The 19,427-nt window shown below is 42.3% G+C and carries 15 protein-coding genes; 7 read left to right on the forward strand and 8 right to left on the reverse strand.

Annotated features, from left to right (window positions below):
• Positions 1–108 precede the first annotated feature (108 nt).
• Together AADY36_RS02715 and AADY36_RS02720 are read right to left on the reverse strand one after the other, a co-directional pair.
• The gene (locus AADY36_RS02715) at positions 109–2,541 is read right to left on the reverse strand and encodes a TonB-dependent receptor (RefSeq protein ID WP_054561007.1); all 2,433 of its coding nucleotides are present in this window, start codon (positions 2,539–2,541) and stop codon (positions 109–111) included.
• 180 nt (positions 2,542–2,721) lie between these two features.
• Positions 2,722–3,078: a DUF5522 domain-containing protein gene (locus AADY36_RS02720; protein WP_239962085.1), complete on the reverse strand. Its 357-nt coding sequence runs from the start codon at positions 3,076–3,078 to the stop codon at positions 2,722–2,724.
• Positions 3,079–3,121: 43 nt separating this feature from the next.
• On the opposite strand from AADY36_RS02720, the gene AADY36_RS02725 reads away from it, so the two are divergent.
• Positions 3,122–3,445 (forward strand): hypothetical protein, encoded by a 324-nt coding sequence (locus AADY36_RS02725; RefSeq protein WP_239962087.1) that lies wholly within the window; start codon positions 3,122–3,124, stop codon positions 3,443–3,445.
• 40 nt (positions 3,446–3,485) lie between these two features.
• On the opposite strand, the gene AADY36_RS02730 is transcribed toward AADY36_RS02725, so the two are convergent.
• Positions 3,486–4,454 (reverse strand): class 1 fructose-bisphosphatase, encoded by a 969-nt coding sequence (locus tag AADY36_RS02730; protein ID WP_054561004.1) that lies wholly within the window; start codon positions 4,452–4,454, stop codon positions 3,486–3,488.
• Positions 4,455–4,614: 160 nt separating this feature from the next.
• Here AADY36_RS02730 and AADY36_RS02735 point away from each other — a divergent pair, with 160 nt between their 5' ends.
• Together AADY36_RS02735 and AADY36_RS02740 are read left to right on the forward strand one after the other, a co-directional pair.
• Positions 4,615–7,044: a zinc-dependent metalloprotease gene (locus AADY36_RS02735; RefSeq protein WP_054561003.1), complete on the forward strand. Its 2,430-nt coding sequence runs from the start codon at positions 4,615–4,617 to the stop codon at positions 7,042–7,044.
• A gap of 105 nt (positions 7,045–7,149) precedes the next feature.
• On the forward strand, positions 7,150–7,932 hold the full coding sequence (locus AADY36_RS02740) for a YggN family protein (RefSeq protein WP_054551020.1): 783 nt from the start codon (positions 7,150–7,152) through the stop codon (positions 7,930–7,932).
• A gap of 62 nt (positions 7,933–7,994) precedes the next feature.
• Here AADY36_RS02740 and AADY36_RS02745 read toward each other — a convergent pair whose 3' ends face one another.
• Together AADY36_RS02745 and rsuA are read right to left on the reverse strand one after the other, a co-directional pair.
• Positions 7,995–9,569 (reverse strand): methyl-accepting chemotaxis protein, encoded by a 1,575-nt coding sequence (locus AADY36_RS02745; RefSeq protein WP_054561198.1) that lies wholly within the window; start codon positions 9,567–9,569, stop codon positions 7,995–7,997.
• A 154-nt stretch (positions 9,570–9,723) separates the two neighbouring features.
• Positions 9,724–10,422, reverse strand: a complete 699-nt coding sequence (rsuA, locus tag AADY36_RS02750) for a 16S rRNA pseudouridine(516) synthase RsuA (protein ID WP_054561002.1) — start codon at positions 10,420–10,422, stop codon at positions 9,724–9,726.
• 58 nt (positions 10,423–10,480) lie between these two features.
• Between rsuA and zapE the strand changes: the two genes are divergently transcribed.
• The gene (gene zapE / locus AADY36_RS02755; RefSeq protein WP_054561001.1) at positions 10,481–11,593 is read left to right on the forward strand and encodes a cell division protein ZapE; all 1,113 of its coding nucleotides are present in this window, start codon (positions 10,481–10,483) and stop codon (positions 11,591–11,593) included.
• A 60-nt stretch (positions 11,594–11,653) separates the two neighbouring features.
• Here zapE and AADY36_RS02760 read toward each other — a convergent pair whose 3' ends face one another.
• The gene (locus tag AADY36_RS02760; protein ID WP_285220651.1) at positions 11,654–14,674 is read right to left on the reverse strand and encodes a TonB-dependent receptor domain-containing protein; all 3,021 of its coding nucleotides are present in this window, start codon (positions 14,672–14,674) and stop codon (positions 11,654–11,656) included.
• A 330-nt stretch (positions 14,675–15,004) separates the two neighbouring features.
• Here AADY36_RS02760 and AADY36_RS02765 point away from each other — a divergent pair, with 330 nt between their 5' ends.
• Entirely contained in the window at positions 15,005–17,134 is a 2,130-nt protein-coding gene (locus AADY36_RS02765; RefSeq protein WP_342408469.1) for a winged helix-turn-helix domain-containing protein, read from the forward strand.
• Here the strand turns inward: AADY36_RS02765 and AADY36_RS02770 are convergent, their stop codons facing one another.
• Together AADY36_RS02770 and AADY36_RS02775 are read right to left on the reverse strand one after the other, a co-directional pair.
• The gene (locus tag AADY36_RS02770) at positions 17,135–17,464 is read right to left on the reverse strand and encodes a 5-carboxymethyl-2-hydroxymuconate Delta-isomerase (RefSeq protein ID WP_054560998.1); all 330 of its coding nucleotides are present in this window, start codon (positions 17,462–17,464) and stop codon (positions 17,135–17,137) included.
• A 10-nt stretch (positions 17,465–17,474) separates the two neighbouring features.
• The gene (locus tag AADY36_RS02775; RefSeq protein WP_054560997.1) at positions 17,475–18,062 is read right to left on the reverse strand and encodes an outer membrane beta-barrel protein; all 588 of its coding nucleotides are present in this window, start codon (positions 18,060–18,062) and stop codon (positions 17,475–17,477) included.
• Positions 18,063–18,165: 103 nt separating this feature from the next.
• Here AADY36_RS02775 and AADY36_RS02780 point away from each other — a divergent pair, with 103 nt between their 5' ends.
• Both AADY36_RS02780 and AADY36_RS02785 read left to right on the forward strand, forming a co-directional pair.
• Complete coding sequence (locus AADY36_RS02780; protein WP_054560996.1) at positions 18,166–18,636, forward strand: CreA family protein; 471 nt, start codon at positions 18,166–18,168, stop codon at positions 18,634–18,636.
• A 3-nt stretch (positions 18,637–18,639) separates the two neighbouring features.
• Entirely contained in the window at positions 18,640–19,422 is a 783-nt protein-coding gene (locus AADY36_RS02785; RefSeq protein WP_342408470.1) for a hypothetical protein, read from the forward strand.
• The last annotated feature ends 5 nt before the right edge of the window (positions 19,423–19,427 follow it).

Consider the following 19,427-nt stretch of genomic DNA (forward strand, 5'->3'; position numbering starts at 1 on the left):
CCTTGCTATCAACGAGGTTTTCTTGCCTCAAAATAGACCAATTAATTAAGCGAATTGGTATTAAAAAGCCCTGCCTGAAGGTGGCAAGGCTTTTATGGGTATGTTTAATTACAGCTCAAAGTTGTAGCTAAACTTCATACCGATAGTACGCGGCGCTGTGGTGTAGTGACCATAAACACGCTGTAGCTCAGGTAGCTCTTTATTAAGCTCAGCATATTGCGACATACCAGCCCAAGACTTATCACGACGTACAGAAGTGAATGCGTACTTATCGAATAAGTTGTCTACGTAAAGCGTTGCAGACCACATATCACCAGTAATTTTGGCAGATAAGTTACTTAGTGCATAACCTGGTAATACTTCGCCGTCTGCTTTTAAGCCTACTTTGGTGATTACATCGCTTTGCGCTGTGATACCGTAGTTTACGCTTAGTAACTTATCACCTAAGACATCTTGCTCGTAACGAAGACCAAACGAGAATTGATGCTCAGGAGCGCCCGGTAAACGGTCGCCTTTGGCACCATCATAGTAGCTTTGGTACTGTGCTAAGTCATCGCCTAACACACCAAATAAGTAAGGCGCATCTTCGGTCAATTCAGCCTTTGCATACGCGTATGTCGCATATGCAGCCCAATTATCACCAATCATTGCGCGAGTAGAAAGTTCAACACCTTTCGAATTAGCAGAGCCTGCATTCGAAGTAATTAGCTCTTGACCATTTACGGTGCTGCTACCCACTTGTGCATCTTTCCAATCAACATTAAATAGCGCCGCATTAAAATGTAGGCGGTTACGTAACCATGATGACTTAAAGCCTAGCTCGTAGTTGACCGTTGTATCTGGTTTGTAATCTTCTTCGTTTGGCAGGGCACAAACAATTTGTTGCTCAGGTAATACATCAGGGCAAGGAGCAATACCGTTACCACCACCAATACGGAAACCTTCACTCACGGTAAAGTAAGCAAGTACACCATTATCGAATGTATAGTTAGCATTAAACTTAAATAAGTTACCGTTATCACTAGCGCTCACATTTTCCATAACAAGGTTATCTAGTGAATCAAAATCACCAGAATAAAGCGGCGTTGCAGAGCCTGATGTTGTTGATACATCGTATTCGTAAAAACGAGCACCTAAAGTTACATCAAACTGATCTGTGATGCTGTAGCCGATTTCACCAAAAAGTGCTTTTTCAGTGGTTTCGCTATCTGAAATTAGAATGTACTCAAGGTCTTGTTCAACATTTGGAATACCACCACCCCAGTACTCAGTCAGACCCGGCGTGTACTCACGATCATCAGAGTAACTTTCTACTTTGTTGTAGAAGCCGCCTACAATCCAGCTAAAAGCACTATTACTATTTGAAACTAAACGAAGTTCTTGCGTAAATGTATCGCGATCTGAGGTATCGTGCGTGTAGCCAACAAAAGAAGGGAAGTCGGCATAACCTGACCAAATATCGTAAAGTAGATCAGTTTGATCGCGTTGACCAGACTGCTCATAGCTAGACCAACCAGATGCAGATACCAGCTCAGCAAAACCAAGATCTGCTTTTACTTCTAAGCTTAATAAATCGTTTTCTTCTTCACCGGGTTCAAGCACACGAGCTACGTTTTCGTACTTTCCTGGGACACCTTGTAGTGCACTGCTATCAGCAAGAGAGCCGTATTGCGATGTCGAGTTACCGCCATTTTCTTGCTTTTGATAGAAGTAGTTTAGCGTTGCATCAATATCTTCGGTTGCAAGCCAACGAAGTGATAAACGTGCAGTGGTGATTTGCTCATCGTTAACATCGCTTACGCTTTTTAAGTTGGCATTTACATCGCTGCTGTCTGAAAAATCAGGATTTGGGTTTGATACACCCGGTTCTTGAACCACGTGGGTGTAGTCAATGTAACCAGGGTTATCGTAATAATTTAAGCTAGCACGAAGCGCTAATTTTTCTTCAATTAGCGGGGTGTTGAATACCACACCAAACTCACCACCTGTGCCGTCACTTTCGTTAATGCTAAATACATCGCCTGTAACCTTACCTTCGGTGATATCAAGCTCTGGTTGTTTTAGTAAGTAACGAATTGCACCACCTAAAGTACCTGCACCATACAGTGTACCTTGTGGGCCAATTAGCACTTCAACACGGTCAACGTCAGTTAAACGTAAGTCGATGCTCAGTGGAATTTCACCAACATAGGTTGCCACTGTGCCACTATCAGAAATACGGTCAGAAGTATTTGTATTCAAACCACGAACGATAATCGGAGAACCTTCACGGCCACCTTGATCAGAAATTGTTAAGCCAGGTACCCAGCGTGCGACATCTTCTAGATCACCAATGTTTTGGTCGCTAATTACATCGCCATTGAGCGCTGTGATATTAAGCGGTGCATCTTGCACAGAGCCTGCACGTCGTGTTGCAGTAATTTGAATAGTTTCAATTGATTTATCAACTTCGATAGCATCTTCTGCAGCAAACGCCATATTACTATTGATTAAAACTGCAGAAATTGCACTTGCAAGTAGAGCAGGCTTAAAAGTGTTCATGATTGATTCCGACTTAGTTACAGTAAATTTATGCTTAAAAAATAGACGTTACTAGTAATTTAAGCTTAAAAATTGATGATTTAGTGAATTTATATCCAATTATAATGTATTTTTATTCTTATCGTCCATGCGTTATTTGCAATTAAATGCAAAATATTTGAATAAATACTCTGTAAGAGGTTAGCTATCGGAATAAGGGCAATGAGTACAGCCATTACTACAGCAGTGGCCACGTTTTAAAAAGAACCAGCGGCTAAATACCATGTAGTTGTTTTGCATGGTGTAATCGAGATTTTCTATTAAATTACCTTGAGTAAAATAAGGCTTAGCGAAGGCAAGCTGCTGTTCAAGAGGCTGTTGGTAAAGTTTAGATAAAAATGAATTTATCTTTTTTATAGTACAGTCTCGGCATAAACATTCTGTTGCAGCCTCATCGAGTGGTAAAATGTTGGGCAGCTCACTACACCAACAGGCATTAATATTGTCGGCTTGGCAGTTAAGCGTTGCTTTGCATTGTGAGCAAGTAAGGGTTGTCATTAAGTAAAAAGATGCTTTGAGATTGAAAAGGTAAGCATAGCAAATGGATAAATTAGACGCATTAGATGAGTTTGCCCGCTTTGGTGATAACCGATTTGAGGCAATCTCAGTAATTACCAGTACTCCAGACACACAAGGTGGTGTCTATACTCTGACGCAAGATGTTTTCTGCCAGGTTTTACAGCGTGTTATAGACGGCGAAATAGATATCGATGAATTAGAACTTTGGGCAAACGTAGTAGAGTCTAGGCAAGACATCGACGAAAGTGCCGTTGAAGGGGCTATTTATGCGCTAAGTAATAACGAGCAAATGGGTGAGTTGAGTACAAGTACGCTAAAGAAGTTATTAGCAGTGACTTTAGGCTGAAAGAATTTTATACCTTTCAGCCTAAGGCATTTACTGCTTGCTATTTATGGTAGCTTAAGCAGGTTTCCACTTCGTTCTTCGAACCTAAGATCACCGCCACACGTTGGTGAATAGCATCAGGTTGAATGTCCATGATGCGCTCAGTGCCTGTTGAGGCAATACCGCCAGCTTGTTCGATTAACATTGCCATTGGGTTTGCTTCGTATAATAAACGTAATTTGTTAGGTTTATTTGGATCTTTCGTGTCGGTTGGGTAAGTAAAAATACCACCACGGCATAATACACGGTGCACATCACCTACCATTGCAGCAATCCAGCGCATGTTAAAGTTACGACCACGCGGTCCAGTATCACCAGCAATTAAGTCATTGATGTAATTTTGCATTGCTGGTTGCCAATGGCGTTGGTTTGAAGCATTGATTGCAAATTCGCTAGTCTCTTCAGGTACGGTTGCAAAATCTTGCGTTAATAAGAAGGTACCGTGCGTTTTATCTAAGGTGAAAAAGCGTGTACCTTTGCCAGTTGTTAACGCCAGCACGGTTGATGGGCCATATAATACATAACCCGCTGCAACTTGGTTTTTACCCGGTTGCATAAAAATACTAGGATCAGCCGGATCAGCCCCTTCAGGCGCCGCCATAATTGAGAAAATCGTACCAACGAGTGAGTTGATATCAGTATTTGATGAGCCATCAAGTGGGTCGAATGCAACAATGTAGTTGGCATCTGGATTACCCGCAACGGTGAAGTCTTCTTCTTCAGAGGCAATGGCTTTTACGTAGCCCGATTCTAATAAAATATCTTTTAAAAGTTGGTTAGTTAGAACATCGAGTTTTTTCTGAGTTTCACCCTGAATGTTTTCGTCTAGGGTTGAGCCTAATACGCCAGATAGGGCGCCTTGACCAACACGAAATGAAATTTCTTTACATGCCGCAAGTACCGTTCTGATCAATGAGATCAGTTCACGAGGGCAACCATCTTCTAACAATACCGGTGGGAGTCTACGCATTCTATTTTCCTGATAACGTTGTAGCCAGACATTTTTAGTGTGAGAGAGAATGTCTTAGCAAGCGCTGAATTTCGTCTTAAATAGCTGATTTTTCTTGGCGGTACTTTATACTGCTTAATACCTATACAGTATTTAAAACGCGAATAACAAAGATAAGATTATGCAAAAAATACCATTACTACGATATCTGCTCTTAGCTGTGCTACTTACTATGATAACTCAAGCACACGCAGCAATTAAGTCTATAAATGATTTTACTGAAAAAATGACTCATTTTTCAGGCTATTTTTCATTTTACTACGATACAGAAAACGGCAAATTGTATCTTGAGGTGGATAAACTCGAGCAACAATTTTTATTACAACAAAGCTTACCTTACGGTGTTGGTTCAAATGATATTGGCTTAGATCGTGGTCAGTTAGGCGATACTCACTTAGTTCAATTTGAGCGTTTTGGCGATAAGGTGATGCTAAGAGCTATTAATACTTATTACCGCGCTAATACTAATAACCTTGCGGAACAACAAAGTATTAAAGAGGCGTTCGCATCAAGTATTTTAGCCGGCTTTAGTGTTGTAGCTCAGTCAGACACTGCTGTACTTGTGGATTACACCCCTTATTTATTAAGCGATGTTCATGGTGTAAGCCGTCGCTTATCGGCAACCGGGCAGGGAAGTTTTAACTTAGATAGCAACCGCAGTGCGGTATATTTAGCACGTTCAAAAGCATTTGAAAAAAATACTGAATTAGAAGCCGTGCTTACTTTTCAAGGTAATAACCCAGGTAAGTATGTACGCCAAGTGAGCGCAGACCCTTATGCACTGACAGTACATATGCATCACTCATTAATTGAGTTACCGGACGATAACTACACCCCTCGCAAATTCCACCCTCAAGCAGGTTTTTGGAGCATTGAGCACAAAGATTATGCGGCAGCGCTGGGTGAATCTATGTATGTGCGTTACATCCCGCGTCATCGTTTAGCGAAAAAAGATCCTAGCCTGCCAATCAGCGAGCCCGTTGAGCCGATTGTTTATTACTTAGATCCGGGTGTACCTGAGCCAGTTAAAACAGCGTTACTTGATGGTGCTAAATGGTGGAATGATGCCTTTAATGCAGCAGGTTATAAGAACGCATTTATCGTTAAAGTGCTCCCTGATGATGCAGACCCTATGGATATTCGCTATAACGTAATTCAATGGGTGCACCGTGCAACCCGTGGTTGGTCATACGGCAGCTCCGTGATTGACCCTCGAACAGGCGAAATTATCAAAGGTCATGTGACACTGGGTTCACTGCGTGTTCGTCAAGACATCCTAATTGCAGAAGCATTAGCAGCTCCCTATTTTAAAGGCAATGAAGTGGCTAAGCGCTTACAAGCAATGGCACTTGATCGTATTCGTCAATTAAGCGCCCATGAAGTCGGGCATACTTTAGGTATTTCGCATAATTTTGCAGCGTCAGTGGCAGACAGAGCCTCTGTAATGGATTATCCACACCCACTACTGAGCTTTAATGAGCAAGGTAAATTAGATGTAAGCCGAGGTTATGCTGCTGGCATGGGCGTGTGGGATACCCAAGTGGTTAAATACGGTTATAGCGACTTCACCAATCAAGATGAAGCACAGCAATTGGCCGCAATTTTAGCTGAAAACAAAAGCAAAGGGCTGGAATTTATTTCAGACAGTGATGCCCGCGCTCAAGGTGGTGCTCACCCAACAGGGCATTTATGGGATAACGGCAGTTCACCGAGTGATGAGCTAATGCGTGTACTTGATGTTCGTAAACAAGCGCTGACGAGCTTTGGTATCGAAAACATCAAAACAGGCACTGCTTTATCGCAATTAGAAGAAATGCTGGTGCCACTTTATTTGTTCCATCGCTATCAAGTAGAGGCTGCGGTTAAACTAATTGCTGGTGTGAATTACGAATACGAAGTACGCGATGGTTCACAACCAAAAGGGGCGCAGGTTGTGGCAAAGCAAACACAACAAGCGGCAGCCGATGCAGTACTTGCGACATTAAAAGCTGAGAACCTTGTTTTGCCTGAGTCGGTATTAGCGCTTATTCCACCAAAAGCGTATGGTGAATCAAAATCACGCGAGAGCATTGTTGGCCGCACAGGACTCACGCTTGATGCGATGGCGCTGCCTGAGGTTGCTGCAGCACATAGCTTGAGCCTACTTTTTAATAGCCAACGCATTAACCGTTTAGCACAGCAGCAAGCACGAAGCGATGCATTTTATGGTTTAGATGCGCTATTAGCACAAACTTATCAGCAAGTTTTTGAGCAAAAAATTGCTTCAGGGATGGCAGGTAAAATTAGCCAACGTGTACAGCTTTTAACTGCAAAACAGTTTGCTGACTTAGTGGCAAGCAATGAGGTGGCACCCGAAGTGCAAGCACAGCTTCGTTACTACTTAGCTAAACTTGCAAAGAGTTACCAGCAAGAATCCATGCTAGGCAGTGCATCCGTTGGTAACAGTGCATTTAAGCAATATTTAAGCGAGCAAATCAGTTACTTTTTAGAAAGTGGTGAATGGCCTACAAACTTTAAAGTGCTGCCAATGCCACCGGGCTCACCAATTTAATCCTCCTTTATTTTAAGACGCCTAGCATAGCTAGGCGTTTTACTTGCATAAAATTGGATATTTGCTAATCTAGCGGCCTTCCTTTTTTGTCTTTTTGAGGTGTATATGGCGTTCTTTTCTCGCTCGTTGTTAGCAGCGGCCATTACATTCTCTAGCTTTTCAAGCTACGCAACCCTAGAAAAAAAACAATGCGATGTAGAGCTAAGCCATGGCTTAATCATCACCGATGATGTCATTCGTATCGTTGATAAAGGTCAAACTCGCGTACAGATCAACAACGATAACCAATTATTTATACGAGGTTATTGGGTTGATTTAAGCCCTGATGAAAGCAAAGTTGTGGAGCAATTCAGTCGAGGCATTAGGCAAACCGTCCCTGAGCTTGTTGACTTGGCGACCGATGGTGTAAACCTTGGCTTAAGTGCTATCGAGCAAGTTGTTGAGGGCATGTCAGACAAAGAGCCAGAAGTGTTAAAAACTCAGCTGCAATATGTTGAGCGTGCACTGATGGATAAATTTAAGCGTGGTGATGACTTTTTCTTTATTGCTCCACAGTCGCTGTCGAAAATCGATGACTTTTTTACCAAAGAAATCAGTCAGAAAATTCACTCTGCAGTGCACGGATCACTTGGCGCTATTTTAGTCTCGTTAGGCGATGCTTTTAAATCCCGCGAAGGTAATATCGAAGACCGTATCAATGATATGGGGCAGCGTATGGATATCATCTCAAAAGAAATTGATAAATCACTGCAAAAGAAAGCAGAGCAATTAGAGATGAAAGCCTCAGAGTACTGTGAGTGTTTGAACTCATTGGATGTCACTGAATCGCGCTTACAACAAATGGTGCCGGGGATGGCCGATTTTGATTTGGTACAAATAAAGTCTTAATACAAATTTAAAACGAGAAAGCCCAGCAGTTGCTGGGCTTTTTCGTTTTTACTTGATTTAAATTAACTGAATTTAGCGGTTTCAGTTTCTAAATTGCTAGTAAGACCTTTGATCAAATCGGTTGCTGTATGGGCCTGATTTGATACATCAGCCGTTTGTGAAGCGGTGTCTGAGATAGTCACGATACGTTTGGCGGTGTCTTCACCGGCATCAAGCTGCTCTTTTGCAGCAATAGCTATCTGATGGCTCATTTGCGCGATTGCGCTGAGTGAACTGGCAACGCGTTTTAGTTCTTCATTGGCTTTAGTCGACTTTTCAACGGTTTGTTCACTGGTACTAATACTAAGCGAAACAGATGACTTGGCATCTTGGGTTGCAGCTTGTAGTTTGCCAATCATATTGCGAATTTCTTCAGTGCTGGTTTGTGTGCGCTGGGCAAGCCCTCGTACTTCATCAGCAACCACCGCAAAGCCACGTCCTTGTTCACCTGCACGGGCAGCTTCTATCGCCGCATTAAGCGCAAGTAAGTTCGTTTGTTCGGCAATACCTTGAATAACACTGAGCACATTAGCGATGTTATTTACTTCATCATCAAGCACTTGAATGTTATTACCAGCGCTGTCAATTTGCTGCTCTAAAAGCGCGATGGTATCAGCAGCCTCGCTGGTTAAGTGGCTGGCACTTTGACCTTGTTGCTCAGCTTCTTGCACTGAGTAAGCAGCTTGTTCAGCATGCTCCACAACGGTTTGTGCTGAGGCTGTTAACTCGGTAATAGCTGAAGCAACCATTTGAGTTTCTTCGTTTAGGCTACGAGTCAGTTTGTCGAGCTCAACAGAGCGAGACTCGTTATCAACACTTTGATTTTTTAAGCTATCAGTAACGCCTTTAATGCCGCCAACAACGCCACGTAAACCTTGCTGCATGTAATGCATGGCAGCAATAATGCTCTCAGGTGGAGCATCTTGGCGAATATGTGAGTTTAAGTTGCCGCGAGAGACGTTTTTTACAATACCAATTACTTCGTCAATTTCGCCGCCCAAGGCATTAGTGAGCGATGAACCAAAGCGGGCAATGGCAAAGGTCAGCGCAATGGCAATAAGCATAGATAAGCCGAGCAGCCACTTTGCAGTATTCCAATAACGTTCATCAACTTCTTTGGCGCTAATGCCTGTACCAACATACCAGCCAAACAGCGGTGTTTTTTGTACTACAGAGGTTAAATCAACGGTTTCACCATCTCGCACTGAATCCCAGTGATAGGTGATGATTTTATTGGTAGTGTTACCCACGAGATTTTCGACCATACGGCCGATACTGTTGCCGCTGGCATCTTTAAAATCGTTAAAGCTGGTACCGTGTAGTTCTGGGTCGTGCGGAGTAGCAACAAAATCTAAGTTGTTGTCGACGACGTAGACATATTCTGAGTCATGGTATTTATTTTCTCGAAGTACCTGAATAGCAAGCTTCTTTGCTTGTGCTTCTTCGAGTTGATTGCTTTTAACCATCAACTCAAATTGCTCAACAATATTGGTGGTGCTCTTCATGAGCTGATTGATACGCGCGATATTGTCGCTTTCGCTGGCATGGCGTAAAGATTGTAAGCCAAGTAACGCTATCGCAGATAACGCAATAAACATAGCGATAGCAAATAAGGTAATTTTTGTTTTTAAAGCTAATCCTGATAACACAGTCAGCCTCCTTTATTATTTCCCCTGTTAACTTTTACCACGTTTGTCTGGTTTTATTAAGGAAAAATGACAGCGTTATCATGACTTTTGCTCAAGTACCTATTTAGAGCTTCAGTTCGGCTTCTGTGAGGGCACGATATTCACCGCTTGCAAGGCTTTCGTCGAGGGTGATGTCAGCTATTTTTTCACGATGTAATTCAACAACTTTATTACCTACAGCAGCAAGCATTCGCTTAACTTGATGGTATTTACCTTCGCAAATTGAAAGGCGTAAGCTGTAGCTTGCAAGTTTTTCAACAATCGCAGGGCGAGTTAGCTCTTTTTCGTTGTGTAATTGCACCCCTTGCTCTAACGCTGTAATGGCTTCTTCATCGATAGGTTCTTGAGTTTCAACTAAATATGTTTTGAATTTGTTATGCTTTGGTGCAGTAATTTTGTGTGACCAGTCGCCATCATTGGTGATGATTACTAACCCTGTGGTATCGATATCTAAACGGCCTGCAACATGAAAGTCGCTCATATTTGGTTCATCAAGTAAATCAAATACAGTCGGGTGAAGGTCATCTTTATTGGCACATACATAGCCTGCTGGCTTATGGAGCATGAAGTAGCGCTTGCCTAAAAATACCAGTGGCTCGCCTTGCCAGCGCACATCGTCATCTTGGTTGATTGAATAATCAAATGAGGTGATCACCTCGCCATTAACAGTGGCGTATTTACGTTTGATACCTGCTTTGGTTTTGCTGCGAGGTAACTCGGCAATATGGCTAATAAATTTATCTAAACGGCATGGAAATTTCATTGGGATCACATTTTTAGTCGGCTACAATGGCGGCGAGTATAGCGGATACTAGTTACCTATGACAGTACAGCAAGGACAAATATTACAGCATTACCAAGCGCAAATAGCCAAAGGTGATTTGCAAGAAGACTGTGCCCAGCGCACAGCGATTAATGCTCTTGATAATCTAGCCACAGAATTAGTTGCACCAAGCCATTGGTGGCAAAGCGCAAAGCCAATAAAAGGAGTTTATTTATATGGCCCAGTAGGGCGTGGTAAATCCATGTTAATGGATGTGTTTTTCAAGCTTGTTAACATTGAAGCTAAGCAGCGTTTGCACTTTCATCATTTTATGAAGCAAGTGCATGAGCGCTTAACTCAGCTGCAAGGGCAGAAAAATCCGCTGACTGTGATTGCTAAAGAGTGGGCAGAGCACATTCGCTTGATTTGTTTTGATGAGTTTTTTGTTTCTGATATTGGTGATGCCATGATCTTGGGTGGCTTATTCAAAGCCTTGTTTGAGCAGCAAGTAGTGTTAGTGGCAACGTCGAACTGTAAACCTGAGCAGTTATATCGCAACGGTTTACAGCGAGCACGATTTTTACCCACTATCGATTTATTAAATGAGCATTGCCATGTTTTAAGTGTTGAAGGCGACACAGATCATCGCTTTCGCTTTGGCAAACAAACCGCACATTATTTTATTGGTAACAAAAAGGCGCTAACAGAGCGCTTTTTAAAGCAAGAGCAAGTAATACAAAGGCAAACAACGATAGAGGTTTGCCACCGCGAGCTTAGCTGTGTAATGCAAGCTCAAGACGCCATTATGTTTGATTTTATGACGCTTTGCTCAGGACCTAGAAGCACCGCGGATTATATTTATTTGGCAGAGCGTTTTCAGCGCGTTTATTTACTCAATGTGCCAGTAATGGGGCGCGGAGCAACAGGTAAACAAATTGTGCATGGCATTGAAGATAGTTATCAGCGAGAAAAGCAGGATTTACAAGAACACTTTTTAGATGATGAAGCACGGCGCTTTATTGCTTTGGTTGATGAGTTTTATGATCGCAGCCGATTACTGGTGATTTCGGCCGATGTGGGTATTAGCGATTTATATCAAGGCCAAAAACTGGCATTTGAATATGCGCGTACCGAGTCTCGATTAGTTGAGATGCAAAGCTGGAAAAGATAAAAGGCGCAATAAAAATGCGCCTTTGATGTCAGCCTAGCTGGGGATCTTCATATGAAACGGTTAAAAGCTATATTGAGCACCTACATACACGTAGCGACCAGCACCACCGCCGTATGCGCTGTAGTAGTTACCACGGCCATATGGATAAAAGTCACCTTTATTATCAAACACGTTATTCACACCACCGAATACGCGCAATTGGCTCTGTTCACCAAGTGACATGGTGTAAGACGCTGAAAGGCTGTGTTTTAAGAACGAGCCATAATCTTGGTAGGCAAGTTTTTCTGGATTACTGATACAAGTATCTTCACCAGCCTCACAGCGGGCATCGTTTTCGGCAATATACTCTTGATAATCTTCTTCAAGACTCTGGCTTGCTTTAAACGAGCCTAAGTAATTTGTACGCCAGCGAATACGTAAGTTATCGTTACGCCATGTCAGTGACATTGAGGCTTTATCTTTGCTGCTGCCGTAACCTGCGTAGTGACTGGTTACTAAGCTGCCATCAAGGCCTTCATAAGTTTGCGAGTTTTCGATTACATGGTTGTAATCTAGTTTAAATGACAACTGACCTAGGTTATCTAAGTCTAATTTGTACTGTGCAACCACATCATAACCACGTGCAGTTAGCTCATCGAGGTTATATTGACGCTGAAGAATTTTGATAATGTTACCTTCGCTATTACGGGTAATATCATTACAAAATACGTTGTCTTCACCCCATGCTGCTTCTGAGTCGTAACATTCACGCATGATGTTTTCATTGCTGATCTGCGAAATCGCATCAACAATCGCAATATCGTAGTAATCAACGGCAAGATTAAAGTTTTCTAAAAAGGCAGGAGCCACTGTCACACCAAAGGTATAAGTATCAGCGGTTTCTTCTTTTAGATTTTCGTTACCTGCCCCAGGAGAGTAACTGTTGTTCTCATCGCTAAATTCAAAGTTAGGATCAGCAGCTAGTTGCGCAGCTAACGTCGGCTCTTTGCGGCAGTTGTCGTGACCTGCTTTAGTTGATGTTGCCGTTAAACCGTCACAAATATCATCATAGCTGTCGTAATCGCCACGCGGTGGTGACATAAGCTCTGTGATTGTGGGGGCACGTTGAGCGCGAGCGTAGTTTGCTCTAAATGCATAGCCTTCGATTGGTTCCCAAAATACACCTAGCTTGTAGCTGGCAACGGTGTTGACGTTTTCCATGCTGTAGTTAGCCAAACGTAATGAAGTTTCTGCGCTTAAATTTTTTGCTAAAGGAGCATCTTTTAAAAGTGGGATCGCAAGCTCTGCAAAGGCTTCATAGACCTCAACTTCACCATAAAAATTTGGTACATAGTTGAAGGTAATACCACCTGCTTTCATATCGTCGCTGGTTGATAGGTCTTGGCTGTCTTTACGGTATTCACCACCAAATACTGCGGATACTGAGCCAGCTGGTAATTCAAATAAATCACCCGCTACGTAGCCAACCACACCGTATTGTTTTATTTCGGTATCAATAATTGGGTTGGTACGGATCCAAGCAGCCATCTCTTCGGTGATAGATCCCTCACCAAATAAGTTAATTGGCACACAGCCTTCAGCACGAGCTGCTTCATCAATACATTGAATGGTGCCATCCGCTAATTCTTCTGCTTGCAAAGCTTGATTAAGTTTTACAGTATTTAATTCATTGCTACGAATTTGGTGTTGGGTAAAGCGACCATAACTTGCAGATAGATCCCAGTCCCACTCGTCGTTAAATAATGTGCCTTGAAGACCTGCCCAACTACGAATCGTTTTACGGGTATTATCAGTGCTGATATTACCTACTTCACTGAAGCGACGATCCCAATAAATACGATCTTTATATGGGTTGGCATCGAGGATTTCCTGCGGAACATATGGGTTGTCGATTGGGATGTAACCCGGTGCTACATCTGCAAGGGGCTCGCCCGTGGTCGGGTCGTAACGCGGTACATAGGCACCTTCGTATTCATCTTCAGGCGACTTATTGTTAAAAGAGCCACTTTCACTGTATTGAACTTGCGCGTAGAACATCACATCGTCAGTTAAGTCGTAATCAATTTTAACTGCAGCAGATGCGTTATCGCTTGGTACATCAAGCATCACGTATTGCCTAGAATTCACACCGTAAATTTCTTCGTTGCCTTTCCAGTCATCACGTAGAGTTTGGCCGTCATACCAAAATTGTGTGTCGTTACGGCTATTTTCTAAGAACACACCGCCCGGAATACCGTCGCTTTTGCTAACCCAATCAGCTTGTGTGATGTCACGCATACATTGATCCCCATCTGCTGTTTGCATTACATTACACATGCGATCTGGATCGTAATCGTAACTATCTTCGATTTGTGCGCGTTTACGATCGTAAAAAGTCATACCGAAATCACGGTCCCAGTTGGCACTGAAATAGGCGTAACCGCGATCTTCAGCAAACGAGGTACCGTAGTTTAAATCAAGGGTAAATTCTTTACCGCCGCCATCGGTGGTTTCACCTGTGTTCGCTTTAAAATCAAAGCCTTCTTTTTTTGATTGGGTGATAATATTCACCACACCTGCTACAGCATCGGCACCATAGGTTGCAGATGCACCGCCACTGATTATTTCAACGCGCTCAACCATACCGCTAGGAATGGTATTTAAACTGACATAGTTGCCACTGTAGCTGTTTGAAACAACACGACGACCATCAATCAATGTAAGGGTACGGTTAGCGCCTAAATCTCGAAGTTGCACTGTCGATAAACCGGTTGCTGATACACTTGATTGGCTGGTGGTGTTACCTATGCTCTCGCTAAGAGCTGGCATGTTATCAACCAGAATATCTGATAAGTTGGTTAAACCTGTATCGGCAATGGCTTCGCGGTCCATTGTGACCAGCGGTGTTGGAATTGAAAAACTATCGCGTTTAATACGTGAACCCGTTACAACGATTTTTTCAGGCTCTTCAGTTTGTTCATTAGCTGCTGGAGTGGTGTTGGCAGGGCGGGCAATCTCAGCCTCATTGGCAAATGCATGTTGGCTAAAACCACTGGCAACAGCAAGTGCAATAGCACAAGGTTTGGTTAGTAGATTTCTCACAGGCGTTCCTAGTTGTTTTATTTTTAGTTTTTAGAACCAGAGTGATGCTCTTTTTAAGGGCAGTTAAAATTTACAGTGAACAACACTCTGGTTGGTCGGTATTGACGTAAAAATTTTTATAGAAATGTGAACCTAACTACAATCTTAGGTGGCTCGTTTATGTCTCTATTTTATATCTATTGAATATCTATTTATTTAAAATCAGTGGGTTAAGAAATGTTCATTGTTAACTGTTTTGCAACGTTAAAGCTGGTGAAAGGGCTGCTTTTACGATAAATTGATAGGGCTTTATACTGCTGTACTTCTAAAATGGGGTTTTATTTAGAGTAAATGGAAACATCTAATCGCGTTTATCAGCTGGGCTCATGTATTGTTAACCCACTCGAAAATAAACTGATCTGCAATGGTAGTGAACAGCTTTTGCAGCCTAAGTTTATTGAGTTGTTAGCTTGCTTAGTTGCGCGTTACCCCGAACCAATCACCCGTGAAGAGCTCATCAATAATGTTTGGGAGGGCAATTTTTACGTGGGTGAAAAAGCCTTAACAAATGCAATTTGGCATTTACGAAAAGCATTTAAGGAACTCGATCCAGAACAAACTTACATAGAGACACTGCGTAAAACGGGTTATCGCGTTTTATTAAAGCCCGAGCTAATAGATACATCCGATAAAGAAAAGTCAGTGGGTTTTCGTATCACTACTGCGCAATTCCGCCAGCTGTTTGTGGCTTTGTGTGTCATTAGCTTGGTGGTAATGTATTGGCTGTTCTCTTCGCCTGCAAAGCAAACTAACTCAAGCTTTGTGTTGCCGCTTAATAGCATCGAAAGCGTGACGGCAAGCCCTGGTCGTGAGATTTATCCTTCAATTTCTGATGATCAGCACTATTTGGTGTATTCATGGCGACAGCTTGGTAAACCAAATAACCTATATTTACGTGATTTACATTTTCCTGAGCACCCAGCAAAGCAATTAACGGACTCACCTTTTACAGAAGGGCGCTCTGTGTTTAGCCCAGATGCAAACACATTATATTATTACCGCATGGCCTCTGATGTTTGTGAAATTGTAAAACTCTCTTTGGTAAATGCCACCAGTGTCGTGCTAGGTGAGTGCAGTAATAACTATGCGCCTGATCTTGATATCAGTAGTGATGGTAAAACCTTGGCCTACATTGCTGATCATACAAGTAAATCAGGTGACTATGTCACTCGTATCAAACTGCTCGATTTACAGGCAAAACATACAAAAGAAACAGTTATTCCTTGTAATGATAACTGCGACACTGTGTATGAGTCGGTATCGTTTTCGCCGGATGCACAGCGAGTTGTGGTTACGCGTACTGTTAAAAACAACCAAAAAGCGCTGTTTTTAATTGATGTTAAAACAGGGCAAAGTCAACGCTTAACTCATGATTTTGTAGATATTCATGGTGTGGATTGGCATCCATCTAAAGAACAATTGGCGTTTAGTGCAGTTGAGGGCGGCAAACGGTATGGCTACTTCTATGATATTAATAATCAAACCCTAATCAACACGCAAATTGCGGGCATGAGCTCACCTAATTACAGTAGCGATGGCAGTGTTTATTATCATCAGTGGGATTTGGACAAGGTGATCACGCGTTTGAAAATAGACGAACAAGTGGCCAATTCACCGTTTTCTATGTTGTCGACCAATTTTAGCTCGCTATTCCCTGAATATAATCAGCAGCAAAATAAACTACTGTATGTGTCCAATGAATCAGGCAGTTCACAGCTTTGGATTGTTAACCCTGATAGCAGCTCGCGAAAGCAGCTTACTGACTTTGCACATAACACCGGGGAAGTTCGTGACCCAACCTGGTCAGCCGATGGACGCTATATTTTGTTTTCATTGTATGACAATGGCAGTACCCGCTTATATATTTATGATTTCAAAGTAGAGCAAAGCCAGCAAATCAAACTGCCATTTAGTCATGCAATTAAACCCAAGTTTAGCGCTGATAGCCAGCATATTTTAGTTTCTGATGGTGACTACTTATATCGTTATGACTTAACAGGTAAAAGCCTAGGTAAAGCTGTTGACGTGCCTGCACAGTATGGCGTTGAAACACAATCAGGCGATATTTTATTTACCAACTCGCGCCATGCTATTTGGATTAAACATCATGATACCGGTGTTGAAGAAATGCTGGTGAACGATGTTAAGTTGGCGCGCAGTTATGCATGGTTGCTGGTGGCAAAGAACGCGTATCATGAGGGGCGTATTTATTATTATAAAGAACGCTTAGGTGATTACCGTATTAGCTACTATGATTTAGCAAGTAAGCAGCATCATGATTTAATTGCTTTACCGGAGCGAGCTTATAGTCGCTCATCGGGCTTGACCTACATACCCAATGAGCGTTGGCTGGTTTACACCGCGTACTTATCGCCTGAGATAGAAATCAAGCGCTTACCCGCAGCCTATTTACCAAAGTAACTAACACTTACGGTAGATGTCAGCATCCATATCGTAAATATTAACGCTTAAGCTATACGAGCGGCGGCAGTATGTTCTTAAGCAACTTAGTAATTGCTCACTGAGCATTTGCTTTTGCTCTATCGTTCTGCCTGCCATGATTGATGCGCCGATGTGAATAAAGCCATCTTTGCCTTCACCTAATTCGTAATGCTGATAAGCAATTGCACGAGTCTTTATGGTCGAAAGCTCAAATAAGCCTGAGTCAAAAACGGCTTGGTGAACTTTTTCAACTAACACTTGTGGCAGAATTGGCAAGTCTTCTGAGTGTTCTATAACAATGTGCGGCATGGGGTTTTCCTTAAAAGCGGTAACTAAAACCGATGTTTGTCTGAAATTGGTTTAACACATCACCATCAAAGTGCCATAGACATTGGTCGTCTTCTGATGTTGGCAATGTGCACGATACGTTACTTGCATTATTTACAATAGTTGCCAGCCAGCGAGTTTCAACATAAACCCGTGCTTGTTCAGTAAATAAATAATCTGCGCCAGCATAAAGGCCAGAGGTAAAATATGTATCAGAGTCGGCAAAGTCAGTGCTGACGTGGTTTGCGCCAATTTGGGCACCAACAAAACCAACTATACGGTCAGCTAATGGCACTTCTACGGCACTTTGAAATAGCAGGTATTGCATCTCGACTTGCTTGTTAGTTTGGTCTTTCATATCAAGCTCGGTTGCTGAATAAAAGAACCCATAACGAGCATTATCAATGGTTCTATCTAGGCTGACAGTAAAATGGCTGTCATCCTCAAGCTCAATTTTAAGGTTTTCTTCGGTTTGCACCGAGTTAGTAAAGTTTTTGCCGAAACCAGCGCTAATAGAGTAGTCAGCTTGAGCTGTACTACTTAAGAACATTAAACACAGTAAACCAAGCGATTTTTTCATTGTTTAGGTGCTCGTTGTTGAAGATATTTTGAGATAGTATTGAAACATAGCAAGCAAATCGTTGTAAACGGACAACTATCGCTTTTTAATAAGGAACACTAGGATGAAGTTACTAAAATTAGCTGCTCTTACTGCGCCACTGATTTTGTTGAGTGGTTGCTCGGATGATGCTGCTTCGGTGAGTTTAGGATTATTTACGACCAAAGATATTAAAGTGGTATCACAACAAGACCCGCTGATCAGCGGTGTTACTTGTCACATTAGCCATATTGAAGCGAACCTTGATTTTGCTGATCCATCTGATATGTCTATTGCCTGTCGTCAAACAGGCCCCATTACCGCTGACCAATTAAAACAAATTGACCGCAGTAAATCAGGCGAAGTGGTATTTAAATCATCGAAAAGTATTTTGTTTAAATCGTTAAAAGTACGTCGTATTTATGATGCGCCAACACGCACTTTATTATATTTGTCTTATTCAACGAAAGAGTCGAGCGGCAGCCATCATCATGCTTTATCAACTGTGCCTCTTTACAATACGGATGCATGGCAATGGGCACAATCACAAGAGTAATTTATGTTAGCGTTATTTAAGTCAGCCCCACTCGTTGATGAGCAAGAGCAGCAGTGGTTAATCGATACCTTTTTATGGGCTGTTGAACACTTTGATAGTGAATATTTTTTAAAACACACACAAATCATTTTACCTAACGGGCAGTTCTTTCCGGATAGGGTGTCTAGCGTCAGTGAAATGGCTGAAAAAGTATTTAGTCGAGTTGTTGATTATGCGGGGATGCAGGCGTGGCCAATTAACTTAGTTGCGCCATCTGGGATTACACCGCAGGTGTTTCCGCATTTTGAATTTCAAGACAATTTACGCGGTAGCGAGGCGAGCTTAATTGTGCCGGCAAATCATCCGGTGAATATCTCCTTTAACCCGAACCAAATCAATCAACCGCAAGATTTAGTGGCAAGTTTTGCTGGTACCTTAGCGACCATTTTGATTCACCATGTGGGTGTCTTACCTCCCGGCGGTAAAGAGTACTTACCGCAAGCAAGCGATGCGTTGGCATGCTATTTAGGCTTTGGGGTGATGATGAGTAATACGGTGTATCAATTTAAAGGTGGCTGCGGCTGCGGTTATAACCCTTATGCCAATCGCCAAGCAGCGCTGACTGAGCCACAAACGCTATTTATGCATGCGTTGGTTACGCATTTTAAAGGGGATAATCAGTCGAAGAAGTTTTTAAAACCCCATTTACGCAGCCAATATAAAAAAGCGCAAAAGCAAATTAAAGCATTGGTAAATGACAGTGCAAATCCGTTGTTATTAGCATTAGATGAACAAGCAGTAGGGTAATATTG

Source organism: Pseudoalteromonas sp. D15MCD-2 (genome assembly GCF_038562745.1).
In the GTDB taxonomy this organism is placed as follows: Bacteria; Pseudomonadota; Gammaproteobacteria; order Enterobacterales; family Alteromonadaceae; genus Pseudoalteromonas.